The sequence below is a fragment of the Aquimarina mytili genome (genome assembly GCF_016735115.1).
GTDB lineage: Bacteria > Bacteroidota > Bacteroidia > Flavobacteriales > Flavobacteriaceae > Aquimarina > Aquimarina mytili.
Genome location: NZ_JAERQJ010000003.1, coordinates 499,410 through 517,276, shown reverse-complemented (window position 1 = coordinate 517,276; position 17,867 = coordinate 499,410). Strand labels below are relative to the sequence as shown.

The window sequence follows — 17,867 nt, the reverse complement described above, 5'->3', positions numbered from 1 at the left end:
ATGGCAAATACAGTTAAAGCAGCTCATCAAAAAGAGCTTTTTGGGCATCCGGTAGGATTATACATATTATTTTTTACAGAAATGTGGGAGCGTTTTTCCTACTATGGAATGAGAGCACTTTTTGTATTATACCTTACGACTAAGACTGTTGATGAGAACCCAGGATTGGGATGGTCATCTGGAGAAGCATTGGCATTATATGGATGGTATACAATGTTAGTGTATGTAGCCTCAATACCAGGAGGATGGATTGCGGATAAATTGTTAGGACAAAAAAAATCTGTATTAATAGGAGGTATTTTGTTAGTAGCCGGGCATAGTATTTTAGCAATAGAAGAGATGTGGGCATGGTACTCTGGTCTAGGTTTAATTATTGCTGGGGTAGGAATGTTAAAACCTAATATTTCAACCATGGTCGGAGGACTGTATAAGCAAGGAGATATACGAAGAGATAAAGGATTTACCATTTTTTATATTGGTATTAACCTCGGAGCATTTTTATCAAGTTTAATTGTCGGGTACGTTGGAGAAGTGCATGGATGGCATTATGGTTTTGGTCTTGCTGGGATCGGGATGGCTCTAGGGTTATTACAGTATTTATTAGGGCAGAAGTATCTTGCCAGTGTAGGTAACTTTTTAGGAGCTTCAGAGAAAACTGAAGATAAAGAAGCAATGAAAAAACCATTAACTAAAATTGAGAAAGATAGGATCGTAGTTTTATTGATTTCATTTTTATTAGTGATCGTTTTCTGGGGAGCTTTTGAGCAAGCTGGTGGACTGATGAATATCTATGCCAAAGAAAAAACAAATAGAATGTTGATGGGATGGGAAGTTCCTGCATCTTGGTTTCAATCCTTAAATGCGATGTTTATTATTTTCCTTGGAACTTCTGTAGCTATATATTGGGCAAATAGAAAACTAAAAGGAAAAGTGTCCAGTTCATTATTCAAAATGATTATTGGGCTTATTATTATGGGAACAGGATTCTTTTTTATGACTGCCGCTTCTATGGAGTTTAGTGCAGATGGATCATCGGCTATGTACTGGTTAGTATTGGCATACTTATTTCATACTATTGGAGAACTTTGTATATCACCGGTTGCGCTTTCTTTTATTACCAAATTAGCACCTGTTAAATATGGCGCGCTAATGATGGGGGTTTATTTTGCGATGACAGGTTTCGGAAATAAACTAGCAGGTTTATTAGGAGAATGGGCAGAAAGTCAAGGAGAGTTTGCAATTTTTACGGGAATCGCAGTTTTTTGTGTAGTCTTTGGGTCGATCGTGATGCTATTCAGAAAAAAGCTAGAGGTGCTTACTCATGGTGTTGAAGATAAAGAAGGGACCATACACGAAGAAGCTGAAGGTTTTGAATTAGCAGATGCAGAATAAGATATTCCATGAGTACGATAACAAACGATTCGAAAGTATTTAGTTTACTTGGGCATAAACCTTCATTATTTGTTCTTTTTTTTACAGAAATGTGGGAACGCTTTTCGTATTATGGAATGCGTGCGCTATTCGTCTTATTTTTAACGAGTCAAATCATCGATGGAGGTTGGGCTTGGAGTAATGAAGATGCACTTAAATTATACGGTTGGTACACTGGTTTGGTATACCTTACACCGATATTTGGAGGATTTATTGCAGATAAGTTTCTGGGGTATAGAAAAGCTGTAGCGCTCGGAGCATTATTTATGACCTTAGGTCATATTTCTATGGCAGTAGAAACTCCTGTATTTCTATATGTAGGATTGGCATGTCTGATTATTGGTAATGGATTGTTCAAACCCAATTTAACATCTATTGTTAGTGGTTTGTATGATAAGAACGAAGAAAAGAAAGATGGCGCATATACCATTTATTATATGGGGGTTAATGCCGGAGCTTTTCTTGGTATTATGCTTTGTGGATATATAGGCGAAAAGGTAAGTTGGAGTTTTGGTTTTGGTTTAGCAGGGATATTTATGCTTTTAGGAATGCTTCAATTCTGGTTTGGTAGAAGTATTTTTGAAAAAGTGGGGTTATCTCCCAAAGAAAAATTAGAACTAGATGATATAGATGATGCAATTGAAGATACTGTTGAAGAAGTAGTAGATGAAGTAAAAGTAAGTTCAAAAGTTCAAAAAGATAGATATATCGTAGTTGCAATTTTGGCTTTCTTTACTATATTTTTCTGGGCAGCATTTGAACAAGCAGGTGGTTCGATGACCATTTTTGCAAGTAAGTATACAAATCGAATTTTAGTAGGTGATAGCGCTACAATTTTTAAAGTGGTGGATGCTATAATAACCTTGGTGCCTTTAGTAATTATTACTTGGGTGTTATATAAGTTATTTGTTCAAACCTTTAGAAAAATATCATTATCAAATAGTATTTTAGGATTTAGCTTTGCTATAATCTGGACAATTGTAGTGTGGAAACTCTATCGTGAGTTTAATGCAGATACTACGGAGGTCCCTGCCTCTTGGTTTGGGATTTTAAATTCATTGTTTATCATTTCATTCGCTCCATTATTTTCAAAGTTATGGGAAAGTAAGTATAACCCTTCTGCAGCTGTAAAGTTTGGACTAGGGCTCATACTCTTAGGTTTTGGTTTTGCACTCTTAGCATTTGGTGCTATTACCATTCCAAAAGGAGCAGAAACTGCTGCCGTAAGTATGGTATGGTTAATTCTGGCATATTTGTTTCATACCATTGGTGAGTTGTTCTTGTCCCCGGTTGGATTATCTTATGTTAGTAAACTGGTTTCACCAAAACTGATTGGTTTAATGTTTGGGGTATGGTACCTGGCAATTTTTATTGGGAATTGTTCTGCAGGACAGCTAGGTGGAATGATTGATAAAATAACTAGCGAATATTCGTTGTCAACCTTCTTTTTAATATTTACAATCGTACCTGTAGCAGCAGGTGGTATTATGATTATATTAAATCCATTGCTTAAGAAACTCATGCACGGTGTGCGATAAAATAATAATGTGTAACTTTACTCGTTTCCCAAAGACGAGTAAAGTTTTTAAATAAGGAACGGTTTTTGTTTCCGACATACTATAAAAACTATCAAAAATGAAAAACCTACTTACGATTCTAGGATTTTTATTGTGTCTATCTACCCAGGCACAAGAAATCAACTGGATGTCTATAAATGAAGCTTTAGCGGCTCAGAAAAAAGAACCTAAAAAGATTTTTATGGACGTTTATACAGATTGGTGCGGCCCCTGTAAGCTTTTGGATAAAAGAACCTTTCATAATAAAGACGTAGTAAATTATGTAAATAAGCATTACTACGCCGTAAAGTTTAATGCCGAAGGCACCGAAGAGGTAAATTATAACAATTTTACATACACTAACCCTAATCATAATCCAAACCGAAAAGGAAGAAACAGTCAGCACTTTTTTGCCAATGCTTTAAAAATATCTGGATACCCGAGTATGGTATTTTTTGATGAAAATGGAAATCTTATCGCTCCTGTAGTAGGTTTTAAAACTCCTCAACAATTAGAGTTATACTTAAAAATGATCCATAATAATGATTATAAAAAACTAACCACAGCAGAAGCTTGGAAGAAATACGAAAAATCATTTGTGGGTACCTTTTCGAATTAAGAATATATCTTTTTTATATGTATAAAGAATTTTTTCGTGATAAGCGAAAAAGTTCTTTGCTTTTAAACGCTTAATACAACTGGGTTTCATGTAATCGTTCCAAGTTTATATAGCAGACCTTATCTGTTAGGTTTAAATCTTCCTAGACTAAACTATTTGATCAGTAGACAAGAAAATCGAAACACTTAACTGTATGTCTGTATAATATTCGTGCGCTATACTTCGAAGCATATGTTTGGTAGTATTGTATAACATAGAGTATATGCTCATACCTGGATGGATTTTTTAGCTAAAATTAGTTCTGGATCTTCAACAATATGAAGATACAGTACTTCAGTAAGTATTTTTCAAGGTATAATTGCCGAGAGTAATGAATCATAAACCATTTTAAAATTGAAACAATGAAAAAAACTTTTTTTTTAGTGCTGTTAACTATTGGGATAATTTCCTGCGAAAAAGATAATGTAGAAGACAGTGTTACACAAGAAAATACTGATTTGGTAGAGAATTCTTTATCAAAAAACTCTAATTCACCGATTATATATACTGATGCATCTGGAAGAGTTGAAGTGTCTGTTACAGGAAAACTTATACAAGAAAGATCTAATTTAGAATCACTGACAGTATATGTTCCCGAAGGATTTGTTTGTATTGGAGGTTCTACACATGCCTCTGTACAGCCTGGTGACCCAGGTGCTTTGTTAACGATGTCTGCACCAACCGTTGGAGCAGATGAGTTTAGAGGCTGGAGAGCAGAAGCAAAAGCACATTTATACGGCAATGGAGTATGGTGGTTTGAAGTAGTCGCTATAGGTATCCGTTTAAAGGATAATGATGGGAATTATATACCTGAGGAGGAGTTGAAAAATAGTTTACAACTGTTTTCAAATACATCTGCTGTAGCATCACATCCTTCTACTTCAGCTTCTGTGCCTTTTGGTTTTAAACTTATTTCTGGAGGGGCAAAAGTAAATTGGTCAGGAGCAGGTAACCTATTAACGGCGTCTTATCCTTCTGGAAATTCTTGGGTTGCTAAGGGCAAGGACCATGTGGCTCCATCTGCTGCATCTATTACATCATATGCCATTGGAATAAAAAATAACATTCCGAATTTTGGATCGCTTAATGTGTTAATGGGTGATAATTGTGAAGATGCTTCTGGTGGTTTTGCTGAAAGTCTAATTCGCACTCCTCCGGGATATGCAACCGTAAGTGGTGGTGCAAAATCTACATTTAATTCTTGGGGTAGATTACTGACTAGTATAACGGTTGATAGACCTGGTGCGCATACACGTTCTAAAGATCATGGATATGGAGATTCCGGAACTGTATGTTCATATTATATTGCTGTAAAAAAAGACTAACAATAAAATTTATGTAGAAAAGAGGCTTCCAATTATAGTAAGCCTCTTTTTTTTGAAGTTAAGTCATGGCTTCTGTATGTACTGATACAATTAAAAATCATGTATAGTTAACTGAAAACTGCATAGTTGAATCCGATTAAAAGAAGTTTTTTTAGGTTCATTTACATAAAATTTAAAGAGATGTCAGAAATAGCATCATCTTTTTCTTGTTAAATTTTAAATTTCAATACAATTAATTGAAATAGTATGCGTTACCTATATCATAAACCGAAAAAAATAATACCCAAATCCGGTTTGAAAAAGATAATAAAGTCAAATAGTTCAACTTTATTGTATCAGTTTTTTGAATCGAAACCTATTTATGAAAAAAATAATTATCATAGCCGCCCCCACTATGTTGTTAATTGCAGTGCTTTTTTCTTTTGCATTTGTAGAACATCCAGAACTCCCAAAACAACCTCAAGCTGTTATTTATCCGCAACCACAACCACCAGAAATTATTTTGCCGGATCTAAAAAAACAAAAATTGGAAGAATCTATCCAAGCGTATTTTAATGAGGCGTTAGAAAAGCATCAAATTGTAGGTGCTGCCGTTGCTATTGTTAAATGTGACTCTATTATCTATGCTAAAGGTTTCGGTAATAAAAATGCAGTCTTAAAAGATACAATTGATGCCAAGACTGTATTTAGAATCGGTTCTGTATCTAAAGGTTTTGCAGGAATTTTAACAGGGATCCATGTTGAAGAAGGGTTGGTAAACTGGGAAGATAAAATTATTGACCACATTCCTAATTTTAGACTTGCCAGTAAGGCATCCACAAATAAAGTTACCTTAGCTAATGTATTATCCCATACAGCAGGGTTACCATATCATAGCTTTACAAATCTTGTAGAAGATGGATTAGATTTAACTACAATAGCAGGACGTTTTAACGAAGTTTTACCCCTACAAGAACCTGGAAGTATATATAATTACCAAAATGCAATTTTTGCTATGAGTGGTGAGATTATTGAAAGAATTTCGGGTAAACCTTTAAAAGAAGTTTTTCAAAACAAGATTTTTGATCCATTACATATGTCAACGGCTTCTGCAAGTTATGAAGCGTTGCAAGAATCTGATAATGTAGCAATGCCACATCAACGTATCCGTAGAGGGTGGAGACCACTTCCAATTAATAAAAAATATTACAAAGCTGTAGCCGCAGGAGGTATTAATGCCAGTGTGACCGATATGGGCAAATGGATGAAATTTTTATTAGGGAATAATCCAGATGTTCTTATGCCAGGTACAATAGAAGATATTTTTAATCCAAAAATCCAAGTAGGCGGAAGAAGAAACTATTATCAGAGATGGCCGGGATATAAAGCTTCGTATTACGGGTTAGGATGGCGTATTCATAAATTTAACGACGCTAAAACTGGTGAATTAAATACAGTAATTCATCATGGTGGTGGGGTTAATAACTATCGAAGTGAAATCGCGATTTATCCCAATGAAGATATAGGAATTTGTGTACTGTTTAATAGTCCAAACAAAATAGCTAAAGATTGTATCCCAAAAATACATAAAATACTGCAAGAGGTTTTAAATTCAGTATCTATTGATACTGATATGTATATAAATGAATCACTAGTAGTAATATAAAGAGGACTTATTCTATATTCTATCATTTCAATATAAAGGCTCCCTTTTTATCTGTGCGATGAAAAGAGATGTTGTTTTTAGTACAACTTTTTTCCCATCGATCGATATAACTTTTATAATTACTTCCATCGGCAACAATTTGTTGTGGACATAGCTTATTTATTACTCTTTCTAAGTGAATTTTTGGCGAGTTGGATAGAATTATAATATCTGGTTGAAATTTTTTGATCGCATATATTGATGTACTATCAATAATCAGAATGGCGTGTTTCTTATATTGATATGTATTTTTTAAGGTTATAAAGGTTGTGTCAAGAGATGTATGATTCTTAATGCGATAATTACCAAATAAAAAGCTTTGGGCTTTAATAGAGATCTTATGTTTACTGTATACTTGAAGCTTTTGATTTTTAAGAACACCTATAGTGGTATTACGATAATTATTATAAATAATCAACTCTTCACGATTAGATACCGTATGTTTTTCATATAATACAATGAACATCATCATAATAATGCTGGTTATTAAGCTGTAAGGTCTTCTTCTTTCATGTTTTTGAAGGGTTGTTACCCCTGTGATAATCACTATGTAAAGGATACCAAGCATCCTCCACGAAAAAGGGATTTCTGTGATTATAAAATCGTGTTGTCTGGCAACCCAGCCTATAAAACCGTTCATAAGATCAATGCAATTGCCAAATAGAGATGCAATTGGTTGAGGCAAAATTCCTATAGAGGCCAATATGATCACTATGATGCCATATGTCAATATTCCTCCTAAAAATGGAATAATGATTAGATTGGAAACAAAAAACAAGCCAGGAAACTGATGAAAATAGAACAACGTTAGCGGTAATAATCCTAGTTGGGCTGCTATCGTCACGGTAAAAGTTTCCCAAATCTTTTTAGTAAAATAAAACTTTGGGTTATATCTCCTGGCAAGTATAGGTTGCATCCAAACAATAGCAAAGACGGCTAGATAACTTAACTGGAAGCCCACCGAGAACAATAACAAAGGGTTGAAGCAAAGCAAAACAAACATCGAAACAAATAACGAATTATAGATGCTGGTTTTAGACTTGATTTGTGCACCTATGGCCATAAAAGAAAACATGGTAACCGCTCTAATTACAGAAGGTGATAATCCGGCTATTATTGCAAAGCACCAGAGTAAAATAAGGGTGATGACTAGCTTGAAAATTTTGCCCTGTCGTTTATATCGATCTAAAGGTTTTAAAATCATATTTAGAATCAATAGAATAATTCCAACGTGCAATCCAGATACAGCTAGAATATGTATGGCTCCGGCATCTCTATAGTTATAAAATGTTTGTTGATCTATATCTTGTCTTTGACCCAAAAGCAAGGCATTTATAATTGATAATTGTTCGGATGTAAAAGAATGCTTTGTAAGTTGTGTGTTAATATGCTTCCTGAGCTTGTCGGTCAAACTTAAGATAGACCACCTGGGATTATGATTATTAAGTAGTCTATAGTTAGAAACCCGTAGTTGATGATAGACATATTGTTTCTTCATATGCTTCGCATAATTAAATTGATCGGGGTTTAAAGGAATGGGGATAGGTTTTATTTTTGCAAAAGCGGTGTAGGAGTCACCAATCTCTAATGTGGTATTTAAACTATCTCTAGGGATAAGCAACAGTAGCTGTCCTTTTGCAATCTTGTTTTCTAGAAGACCAATAGAAACTATATATTTCAGGTAATAATTGCTGGGTTTTAATCTTTCTTTAATGTGAAATTGAATTCCATATGAGTTTTCACTAAAATCGGTACTCGAAAAAAGATTGGTATAATGCTCAGCATCATTTTTTGGATTATGAATATTGACCAAAACAAAACCAAAAATGATGAAAGCGATAATTGTAATAAACGAAAAGCTTATCCCTTTATGAAATATCTTTTTTGATCGTTTCCATGAAATTCCAAGGAGAGTAATAGCAACAAAAAAACTGAATAAAACTGATGCGATATCTATGGTAAGATAATACCCTAAAACAATGCCTATAATGGTTGACAACGTAAGGATGATAAAGGGTGTGTTTAGAAGCCTCACAGGGTGTAATTAGATGATTTTTATGTGAGACCATCAAGACAACCAGCACTCACAATACAATGATACGAGATGCTAGTTTCATTTTTCGTAACTGGAATTATTTTTTAACTACCAGATATTTTAAAAGTGTAGTTTATAGCACCCTTCTAGCGAGAGCAAATGCTTTATTCCAATATTTTTCATCTAGGCTAGAGATGATAACCCCTCTAGAAGTAGAAGCATGTATAAATTTAATGGTTCCTCTAACTTCAACAACTAATCCAACATGAGAAATAACATTTTTTCTCTTATTAGTTTTAAAAAACAGCAAATCACCAATACCAACCTTTTTTAATGAGATTGGTTTTCCTTGTGTAGCCATTGTTTTTGAGGTTCTTGGCAGGATGATATTTTCTTTCTTAAATGAGGTATATACCAGACCAGAGCAATCCATTCCTTTTTTGGTTGTTCCGCCATATTTGTATCGAGTTCCATTAAATGTTTTAGCGTAGCTAACAATGCTTTTAATCTTTTTGTTACTGGGATTGCTAGTAGTTTTTGTTTTTTTACTTGAGACGATGACTCTGTCTTTAGGAGAGCTGCCACATGAAGCAATGGCGAAACTGAGTATAGCTAGTAGGTAATAAACTATTTTTTTCATTTTGGGGCTTATTTTATTATTGTATGGATTCGACAATTAATTTAGCAGTTTTATCATTGGCGCCTTTACCACCCAATTTCTTTTCTAGGTCATAATAATCCAAAAACATCACTGCTCGATTATAACTGTCTGTTATTTTAGTAAGTTCTTCTTTAAGTTTTTTAGTATTAAAATCACTTTGTATAAGTTCTGTCACTACGTGCTTATCCATAATAAGATTTACAAGAGAAATATAATCCAGGTTAATTACTCGTTTTGCAATTTGATATGAAATATAACTTCCTTTGTAACATACAACTTCTGGAACTTTAAACAATGCTGTTTCTAAGGTAGCGGTTCCCGAAGTTACCAAAGCTGCATTACTAAGACTTAACAGGTCATAGGTTTGATTCATGACCAGATGTACTCCTTGCTTTTTGATGAAGGGAGTATAGAATGAAGCATCTTGGCTGGGTGCTCCAGCAATAACAAATTGATATTCAGGAAACCCATCTACTACGGTGAGCATTACTTCGAGCATTTTTCGAATTTCTTGTTTCCTGCTTCCTGGCAGTATAGCAATAATAGGGCGATCATCAAGGTTATGCTGATTTTTAAAAGTTTCAGGCAGGATTTGTTTATGATCTGCAATAGCATCTATTAAAGGATGCCCAACAAATTGAACAGGAAATTCGTGTTTGTCTTCGTAAAACGATTTTTCAAAAGGAAGTATTACATACATCATATCAATACATTTCTTTATGGTTTTAATTCTTCCTTCTTTCCATGCCCATATCTGGGGAGATATATAATAGTGCGTTCTAAATCCTTTTTCTTTAGCCCATTGTGCAATGCGTAAATTAAACCCAGGGTAATCTATAAATACGATTACATCGGGCTGATATTCTATAACATCTTGTTTACAAAGCTTTATGTTTTTTAGAATGGTAAATAAGTTTAACAGTACCTCAATAAACCCCATGAACGCTAAATCTCGATAATGCTTCACTATTGATCCGCCAACAGCTTGCATAAGATCACCTCCCCAAAACCGAAATTCGGCTTGCGGATCTTCTTTAAGAATAGATTTCATAAGGTTAGCACCGTGTAAATCACCAGATGCTTCTCCTGCGATTAAGTAATATTTCATGCATTTATATCATTAAAAAATACAATTTACATTCTGCCGAATGTTATCCAAATTTACTAATTGCAATACAAATAGCTGCAATAAGTGTTGCAAGAAGCACGCCACGAGCACGATATGGTTTGTTTTTCTTCAAAAACCAAAAGAAAATAACCAGATTTGGTATTGCTCCCAGTACAATAAGACTACCAAAGGAGTCATTTTTTATTGAAGCCTTAATAGTTTCTGTAAAGGAGAGATCCACCCGGTTAAGAGCAGAAAAGATGAATACGCAAATTACGAATCCAATACTATTGATAATCAAACCTGCTAAAAAACCAATACTTATTTCTTTTTTAATCATGTAATGACCAGTTGTTTAATTCTTGAATAAATTGATGAGCGGTTAAGTCAAATTGGGTAGGTACAACAGAGACATATCCTTGCCTTAACGCCCATTCGTCGGTATCTTCTCCTTTATCTTCATTAATAAATTTGCCAGAAAGCCAATAATATTCTCTGCCCATAGGGTTTACTCTTTTATCAAACTCTTCTACCCAATGTGCATTGGCCTGGCGACAAATTTTGATACCTTTAATATCTTCGGCAGGTAGCCTAGGAATATTTACGTTGAGTACTACGCCTTTTGGAAGCCCGTTTTTAAGTACATTCTCAACAATTTTTTTGACATATTTTTTAGAAGGCTCAAAGTTTGCATCCATAGAGTAATCAAGTAATGAAAACCCTATAGCCGGTATTCCTTCGATACCCGCTTCAACAGCTGCACTCATAGTTCCCGAGTAAATTACATTAATTGCAGCATTCGATCCATGGTTAATACCACTGACACATAAGTCAGGTTGTCGGTCAAGAATCTGACGAGATGCCATTTTAACACAATCTGCAGGAGTTCCAGAACAACTATATTCTTTTTGAGGCGCATTTTTGTCAACAACAATAGAATCGCAATACAAGGTGTTATTGACAGTGATTGCATGCCCCATACCACTTTGAGGGCTGTCGGGGGCCACAACAAAAACATCCCCGATTTCATTCATAACACTTATTAATGCGCGTATACCGGGTGCGGTAATTCCATCATCATTAGTGACTAAAATCAAGGGTCTTTTTTGAGCCATAGCTTAGAATTTTTTATGAAGGTAAAAATACATTTTTTTTGTACGAATTGGCAGATAAATGAAGAGGAAGAAATAATATTAGTTCATTTAAGAAAAATTTAGTATTATTACCTGATGTTGGCATGATTTTTAATGTATTTTGCCATAAAAAACCCCTAAATTTTATTGAGCGTATGAAAAAGAGTTTTTTGATTTTGATGCTTGCCGTGATTGTTTCTGCTGCTTCATGCAGTTTTACTACTAAAGTTGAAAATGACCCGGATAAAGATAAGCTGCTGATTGATTTAATAAGTTATGTATTAGGAAAGGGTCATTATGATGCCAAAGATATTAATGATGATTTCTCTAAAGAGGTTTTTTCTGATTATATAGATGCTTTAGATCCTCTTAAGCGTTACTTCTATAAAAGTGATATCGAAGAGTTTAAGAAATATGAGAAGCTTATAGATGATGAGATTAGAAATAAGGATATTACTTTTTTTAATCTTACCTATGATCGATTACAAAAAAGAATGATCGAAGCCAGATCCTTGTACAAAGAAATCCTAAAAGTACCCTTTGACTTTGAAAAAGATGAAGCTATTGATACGGATTATGAAAAATTACCGTATGTAGAAAATAAAAGGCAAATGACTAATCGTTGGAGGCTTCAGCTTAAGTTTAATGCGCTGTCTAGCTATTATGATAAGTATGAAGAGCAAACAGATTCTTTAGCGAAAAACAGCGATTATAAAAGTAAAACACCAGATGTGTTAGAGAAAGAAGCTCGCGAAAACACAATGACTTCACTAAAAGAATATTTTGAATTTGCCGATGATTTAGAACGTAAAGATTGGTTTTCTATTTATATCAATTCTATTGTAGAAGAGTTTGACCCACATACATATTATTTTGCTCCACAAGATAAAGATCGATTTGATATTGCTATGTCTGGTAAATTAGAAGGTATTGGAGCTAGACTACAAAAGAAAAATGACAACGTTAAAATTATTGAAATCATTTCAGGAGGACCTGCATGGAGAGGTAATAAAGTTGAGGTTGGAGATTTTATCATGAAAGTAAAACAAGAAGATGAAGAAGAGCCTGTAAGCATAGTTGGAATGCGTCTTGATGATGCTGTAAGTTTAATAAAAGGGCCAAAAGGAACAAAGGTTTCGCTTACTGTAAAAAAAGTGGATGGAACTACCGAGGTTGTAGAAATTGTTAGAGATGTTGTAGAGTTAGAAGAAACGTATGCAAAATCTTCAATTGTAAAGAAAAACGATAAAGCTTTTGGGGTCATTAATCTACCTAAGTTTTATTTTAATATGCAGGATTATAACCAGCGTAATGCCGCTAAAGATGTAAAACAAGAAATTATACGTCTTAAAGAGCAAAACATGGATGGTCTAGTTGTTGATTTAAGAGATAATGGAGGAGGTTCGCTTCAAACCGTAGTTGATATTGCGGGATTATTTATAGAAAAAGGACCTGTAGTTCAGGTTCGTACCAAAGGGGAGTCTCCAGAAGTATTAAGTGATAAAGACAGAAATATCTTATGGGATGGTCCATTAGTAATTTTAGTGAATGAATTATCTGCTTCTGCTTCAGAAATTTTGGCCGCTGCTATGCAAGATTATAAAAGAGCGATTATTATCGGAAGTAAGCAAACATACGGGAAAGGAACAGTGCAAAATGTAATGGACCTTAACCGATGGATGCGTAGTAATGATTTTGGAGACCTGGGAGCTTTAAAACTTACAACTCAAAAATTTTATAGAGTTAACGGGGGATCTACACAATTAGAAGGTGTTAAGAGTGATGTAGTGGTTCCAGATCGTTATAGTTATATTGATATTGGAGAGAAAGATCAAGAAAACCCTTTACCATGGGATAAAATACCTGCTGCTGATTATAAGAGATGGGATGGGTATATAGATTTTGATCAGACCATTAGCAATAGTAAATCAAGAATGTCTCAAAATGAACAATTGAAATTGATTGAAGAAAATGCTAAATGGGTAAGACAAAAAAGAGATGTAGATATCTACTCTTTGAAATATGAAAAGTATAAGGCGAATATCGAGCTTAATGAAAAGCAAGCAGAACGCTTTGGAGCTATAGATGATTATAAAACTGACCTTACTTTTGAGTCTCTTCCTTATGAGCAAGATTTAATCAAAAAGGATTCGATTTTAGCTGAAAAAAGAAAAAGATGGCATAAAGATCTTAGTAAAGATGTTTATGTAGAAGAAGCGATTAGTGTATTAGAGGATATGAAGATCAATAATATTAGAAGATCTAAAAACCCTCTTACACTTAAGAATTAATACATTAATGCCTGAAGCAAAATCAAAGTCTTTAAGTACACTAGCGCTCCAAAAATTCAAGAAGAATTTTTGGGGCGTTTTGAGTTTTTATTTCATTGTTTTGTGTGCAATTATTGCAATATTGGCATATGTTTTAGCTCCTGATAATTCTCAGAACGCTAATCAGATGCATTTGTCAATTCATTCTAAGCCACCTGGGTTTAGTGTTAAGATGTTGACTATCCCTTCTCAAGAAACTACAACTCAATCACTATTTGATAAGCTGTTTTTTGGAGAAAAAAATACGGATACTGAAATTCCTATAGAGCATTATTCCTTAAAAAAAGACGTATTAAAGGTTTCTCCCTATAGTGAGGGTGAGATCAAAGGAGTGACAAAAGAAATTAAATTAGAGGCCTTTCCTGATCATATGACGCCAAATGAGATTGTAGATACTTACATCACTTCTCAAACATTCATTTTAGGAACAGATAAATATGGAAGAGATTTATTGAGTAGAATGCTCGTGGGGATCAGAATTTCTTTTTCTATTGGGTTTGTCGCTGTTTTAATTTCTTTACTATTAGGAATATCTCTGGGTGCAATGGCGGGTTATTTTGGAGGCAAAATAGATGCTGCTATTATGTGGCTAATTAATGTAACCTGGTCTATCCCAACACTATTATTAGTCATAGCAATAACCTTGGCCTTAGGTAAAGGTTTTTGGCAAGTTTTTATAGCAGTAGGTTTAACGATGTGGGTAGAAGTTGCTCGTGTTGTTAGGGGGCAAGTACTAAGTGTAAAACAAATGCAATATGTAACCGCGGCAAGAGCGTTAGGATTTACTAATCTTAGGATTATAACTAAACATATATTACCTAATAGCTTAGCGCCGGTAATCGTAATTTCTGCGGCAAATTTTGCGGGAGCAATACTTATCGAAAGTGGCTTAAGCTTTTTAGGCATAGGAGCCCAACCACCTATGCCAAGCTGGGGAGCAATGATTAAAGATCATTATTCCTATATTATTTTAGGGAAAGCATATCTAGCAATAATTCCAGGGCTGGCAATTATGAGTCTTGTAATGGCATTTATGCTTATTGGTAATGCATTACGAGATGCTTTAGACGTGAAAGGATAAATGTGTATAGGTATATTACATTTATTATACTGATGAATCAGTGCTTAAAAAAACATTTATCTTTTGTATTTCTTGTAGAAAATAACAGAAAATAATAGTGCTAAGAGCAATAACGAGAGAAACAAATACTTTGTTCGTAGGTTATATTTTGATTGGAGAGGACTGGCATCTCCAGATAAAATAAAAGTGGCCCAGAAATGAGGAGAGGTTTCAGATAAACTATGATTTTGTAAATAACTAAGCTTTGCATTTCTTAACGCCTCTGATTTTGATTGTCCTTTCTTTAAATTGTTATAAAAATCATTCATAATATAAGTGGTAGAGCTATCATCAACGTTCCATAGTGAAGATATTACACTTTTAGCGCCAGAGTGAAAAAAACCTCGAGCTAAACTCATAACACCTTCTCCTGTTTCTTGTTTGCCTTTTAATGTGTTGCAGCCGCTTAGTACTACTAAATCTGCATGATTTTTTGTGAAATAAAGTTCTTCAAGGTTTAGTTTATAGTCTTTAAAAGCTATCCATGGTGAGATAGAATCTAAAGCATCTGCATGCGTAGCGAGATGGATAATGTTATGATGCGATAGCTTATTTAAAAACTCTTTTTTTGTAGCTTGATTATCGATATAAATATCTCCGTCAAAACAATTTTTAATATTGAATAATTCTTGCACACTATTTTCTAAAGTAGTCATGTTATAAGAATCAAAATTATGAGGAGCTATCCCCAGAAATGAATTGTCTTTTACACGTCCAGGATTTTTTGTGTTTTTTAAAAACGAATAGGAGTAAACATAGCTTATTTCAGAATCATATATCAGATAATTTGGCTTTTTACTTATACTGGGTGAAGTAACTAATATTTCAAAAGGAAGGTAGTTAAGATAGTTGTCTGGAATTATTTTTACGTTTTTATTTTTAATTTCTTCTTTGAGTTCTTGAGTAGGGAATAACATATTATAGGCCTTATGAGCAATATTTGAGAACGAGACGAGGTCTTTTTTAGTTTTAAACGGAATGGAAGCTTGTTGTACCAATGACGAGATTTCTTCTTTTAATTGAGAAGCCTCTTCTATTGCTATAAATTGAAGATTATGTTTTGATATATATAATACATATGCGTTAGTAGTAGTTTTTATGCCATAATCACTGCCTTTATAAATAGGGATGTATTTTTTGTCCTTAGAAATTAACCCAAAATCTTTATGTTCTGAAATGTTATATTCTAAAACAATAGTATTGCTATCCAGAGCTTGTTGAACTTCTTTTAAAGTCACTACGGTAGATTGAAGATCAAAGAGATCATGTTCAGGGAAAGAATTCTTGATACTATCCTGAAGGGTTTTTAATTGATGCTTTTGATTTAATAATTCGATTGTGATCGAATCTTTTGGAGCTTTTGAATCACTCTTTATGTTTTCAAGAAAAAAGATATTTTTCTTAATGTTTGATTCTTGGTCTATAAGATTAACAGGAAGTACCTTTGATTGTCTGATTTTACTATTATATATATCTTCGGTCAGTAGCAATGCTTTGTTTTTTTCCATGAAATAGAAAGCATGGTTTAAGTCTTTGGCCAGATAACACGCCTCAATAGCTTTTCCATAAAGATCTGCACTTTGCTTACGCCAGTAAAGCTTTGATTTAAACTCTTGACTCTCAATACGAATAAGATCTAAAAATTTGTCTGCAAGTAAAAATGAATGTACAGCATTTTGTAGAGAGGTGTAATTCTTAGAGATTTTAAATTCTTCTAAGTAAGTACTTCCAAGGTCTTTCAACCCATTAAGAAGATTTGTTCTATGGGGTGAATTATAAAGTGCTTTGATATCAATTTCTAATGTGTTATCCGTAAGCTTGTTTCCGGTCAAAGAGTTTAGTGCAATAAAATAATGTTCAATACTGTTTTTGAAATTATTATTTTTAGATTGACAATACGCAATATTAATATGGTTGAAGTATTGTTGAATCGAATCTTTTTTCTTGGTGTGTTTTATGGCTTTTTTCTGATACTCAATCCCAATATCTGGATCAATAGCACTATACAGATTTCCCATGAGTCCATATGCAGTAGCTATTTTAGTAGAATCATTATTCTGTTTTGCAAGCTCAAGCGCCTGGTTATAATAATGTAATGCTCTGTTGGGATACATGAATTTATCCTGATTGTATAGATTGCCTAAATTTTGTTTTATGACATATTTAGTGCTGATATTTGAGTTTGTAATATCAGATAACGAATCGGCAATTTTTAAATTTTCGATTCCTTTCTTAAACCCTTTAATCTTATCTATTCTTATATAGGCTTCACTAGAATTGATTGCATTTGCGATAATTTTCTTGAAATTTTTCTCCTTTTTCAGTAACGAGTTTGCAAGTTCAAAATATTGTATCGCTTTATAGTAATCTCCTATAGCCTTATAACATCGACCTAACTCAATATAGGCACCAGTAGCATATTTGTTTTCAGAATTTAGATCTACTAATTCCAGATATAGATTAATGCTCTTAACATAGTTTTTATTTTTAAAATTAAAGAAGGCTAGGTTTTTTAAGCCATTTTGCAGTAAAGTTGTATCGGTTTTAAATCTTTTTTTTTTGAGAGATAACGAATAGGTGGCAGTTTCAATAGCCTTATTTATTTTTTTATTTCTATAATACCAAATGGCATATTTGTGTGTGAGTCTTTCTAAAATAGAATCATGTTTTTGTATTTGAAGAGCGACAATGATCGAATCTAGCACAATTATCTTTTCATCTGAAGGGAGATTTGACTCTAGAATTTTTACCCACTCCTGATTATCTTGGGCCGTCGATACAAACGTTGTAAATAGACAAAAAAAGAGCAAACACCTTTTTATAAAT

At 33.7% G+C, this 17,867-nt stretch carries 13 protein-coding genes; 7 read left to right on the top strand and 6 right to left on the bottom strand.

Features of this window, described 5'->3' with window-relative positions:
* From JJQ60_RS09665 to JJQ60_RS09645, 5 genes are all read left to right on the top strand, one after another.
* Positions 1-1,392, top strand: coding sequence for a peptide MFS transporter (locus JJQ60_RS09665; protein ID WP_201919103.1), 1,392 nt, complete (start codon positions 1-3; stop codon positions 1,390-1,392).
* An 8-nt stretch (positions 1,393-1,400) separates the two neighbouring features.
* Complete coding sequence (locus JJQ60_RS09660) at positions 1,401-2,969, top strand: peptide MFS transporter (protein WP_201919101.1); 1,569 nt, start codon at positions 1,401-1,403, stop codon at positions 2,967-2,969.
* A gap of 97 nt (positions 2,970-3,066) precedes the next feature.
* Entirely contained in the window at positions 3,067-3,606 is a 540-nt protein-coding gene (locus JJQ60_RS09655) for a thioredoxin family protein (RefSeq protein WP_201919100.1), read from the top strand.
* Positions 3,607-4,007: 401 nt separating this feature from the next.
* Positions 4,008-4,970, top strand: coding sequence for a hypothetical protein (locus tag JJQ60_RS09650; RefSeq protein ID WP_201919098.1), 963 nt, complete (start codon positions 4,008-4,010; stop codon positions 4,968-4,970).
* A 361-nt stretch (positions 4,971-5,331) separates the two neighbouring features.
* A complete protein-coding gene (locus JJQ60_RS09645) occupies positions 5,332-6,615 on the top strand; it encodes a serine hydrolase domain-containing protein (RefSeq protein WP_201919096.1) in 1,284 nt (427 codons plus the stop codon).
* Between the two features lie 22 nt (positions 6,616-6,637).
* On the opposite strand, the gene JJQ60_RS09640 is transcribed toward JJQ60_RS09645, so the two are convergent.
* The 5 genes from JJQ60_RS09640 to surE all read right to left on the bottom strand — a co-directional run bounded on the left by JJQ60_RS09640 (position 6,638) and on the right by surE (position 11,573).
* Positions 6,638-8,689: a ComEC/Rec2 family competence protein gene (locus JJQ60_RS09640; protein ID WP_201919094.1), complete on the bottom strand. Its 2,052-nt coding sequence runs from the start codon at positions 8,687-8,689 to the stop codon at positions 6,638-6,640.
* Positions 8,690-8,822: 133 nt separating this feature from the next.
* Positions 8,823-9,329, bottom strand: a complete 507-nt coding sequence (locus tag JJQ60_RS09635) for a C40 family peptidase (protein WP_201919092.1) — start codon at positions 9,327-9,329, stop codon at positions 8,823-8,825.
* Positions 9,330-9,345: 16 nt separating this feature from the next.
* Positions 9,346-10,458: a lipid-A-disaccharide synthase gene (lpxB, locus tag JJQ60_RS09630; RefSeq protein WP_201919090.1), complete on the bottom strand. Its 1,113-nt coding sequence runs from the start codon at positions 10,456-10,458 to the stop codon at positions 9,346-9,348.
* A gap of 43 nt (positions 10,459-10,501) precedes the next feature.
* Positions 10,502-10,798 (bottom strand): hypothetical protein, encoded by a 297-nt coding sequence (locus JJQ60_RS09625; protein WP_201919088.1) that lies wholly within the window; start codon positions 10,796-10,798, stop codon positions 10,502-10,504.
* Entirely contained in the window at positions 10,791-11,573 is a 783-nt protein-coding gene (surE, locus tag JJQ60_RS09620; protein ID WP_201919085.1) for a 5'/3'-nucleotidase SurE, read from the bottom strand. The genes JJQ60_RS09625 and surE overlap by 8 nt, the downstream gene beginning before the upstream one ends.
* Before the next feature lie 173 nt (positions 11,574-11,746).
* On the opposite strand from surE, the gene JJQ60_RS09615 reads away from it, so the two are divergent.
* Together JJQ60_RS09615 and JJQ60_RS09610 are read left to right on the top strand one after the other, a co-directional pair.
* Positions 11,747-13,882: a carboxy terminal-processing peptidase gene (locus JJQ60_RS09615; protein WP_201919083.1), complete on the top strand. Its 2,136-nt coding sequence runs from the start codon at positions 11,747-11,749 to the stop codon at positions 13,880-13,882.
* A gap of 7 nt (positions 13,883-13,889) precedes the next feature.
* Positions 13,890-15,002 carry an ABC transporter permease gene (locus tag JJQ60_RS09610; protein WP_201919081.1) on the top strand — a complete coding sequence of 371 codons (1,113 nt, stop codon included), beginning with the start codon at positions 13,890-13,892 and terminating at the stop codon, positions 15,000-15,002.
* 56 nt (positions 15,003-15,058) lie between these two features.
* On the opposite strand, the gene JJQ60_RS22285 is transcribed toward JJQ60_RS09610, so the two are convergent.
* Positions 15,059-17,746, bottom strand: a complete 2,688-nt coding sequence (locus JJQ60_RS22285) for a CHAT domain-containing protein (RefSeq protein WP_201919079.1) — start codon at positions 17,744-17,746, stop codon at positions 15,059-15,061.
* Positions 17,747-17,867 lie beyond the last annotated feature (121 nt).

Bases quoted from the DNA above. Each gene is read 5' to 3' on its own strand.
- JJQ60_RS09665 (WP_201919103.1), top strand. From the start codon at position 1: ATGGCAAATACAGTTAAAGCAGCTCATCAAAAAGAGCTTTTTGGGCAT.
- JJQ60_RS09660 (WP_201919101.1), top strand. From the start codon at position 1,401: ATGAGTACGATAACAAACGATTCGAAAGTATTTAGTTTACTTGGGCAT.
- JJQ60_RS09655 (WP_201919100.1), top strand. From the start codon at position 3,067: ATGAAAAACCTACTTACGATTCTAGGATTTTTATTGTGTCTATCTACC.
- JJQ60_RS09650 (WP_201919098.1), top strand. From the start codon at position 4,008: ATGAAAAAAACTTTTTTTTTAGTGCTGTTAACTATTGGGATAATTTCC.
- JJQ60_RS09645 (WP_201919096.1), top strand. From the start codon at position 5,332: ATGAAAAAAATAATTATCATAGCCGCCCCCACTATGTTGTTAATTGCA.
- JJQ60_RS09635 (WP_201919092.1), bottom strand. From the start codon at position 9,329: ATGAAAAAAATAGTTTATTACCTACTAGCTATACTCAGTTTCGCCATT.
- lpxB (WP_201919090.1), bottom strand. From the start codon at position 10,458: ATGAAATATTACTTAATCGCAGGAGAAGCATCTGGTGATTTACACGGT.
- JJQ60_RS09625 (WP_201919088.1), bottom strand. From the start codon at position 10,798: ATGATTAAAAAAGAAATAAGTATTGGTTTTTTAGCAGGTTTGATTATC.
- surE (WP_201919085.1), bottom strand. From the start codon at position 11,573: ATGGCTCAAAAAAGACCCTTGATTTTAGTCACTAATGATGATGGAATT.
- JJQ60_RS09615 (WP_201919083.1), top strand. From the start codon at position 11,747: ATGAAAAAGAGTTTTTTGATTTTGATGCTTGCCGTGATTGTTTCTGCT.
- JJQ60_RS09610 (WP_201919081.1), top strand. From the start codon at position 13,890: ATGCCTGAAGCAAAATCAAAGTCTTTAAGTACACTAGCGCTCCAAAAA.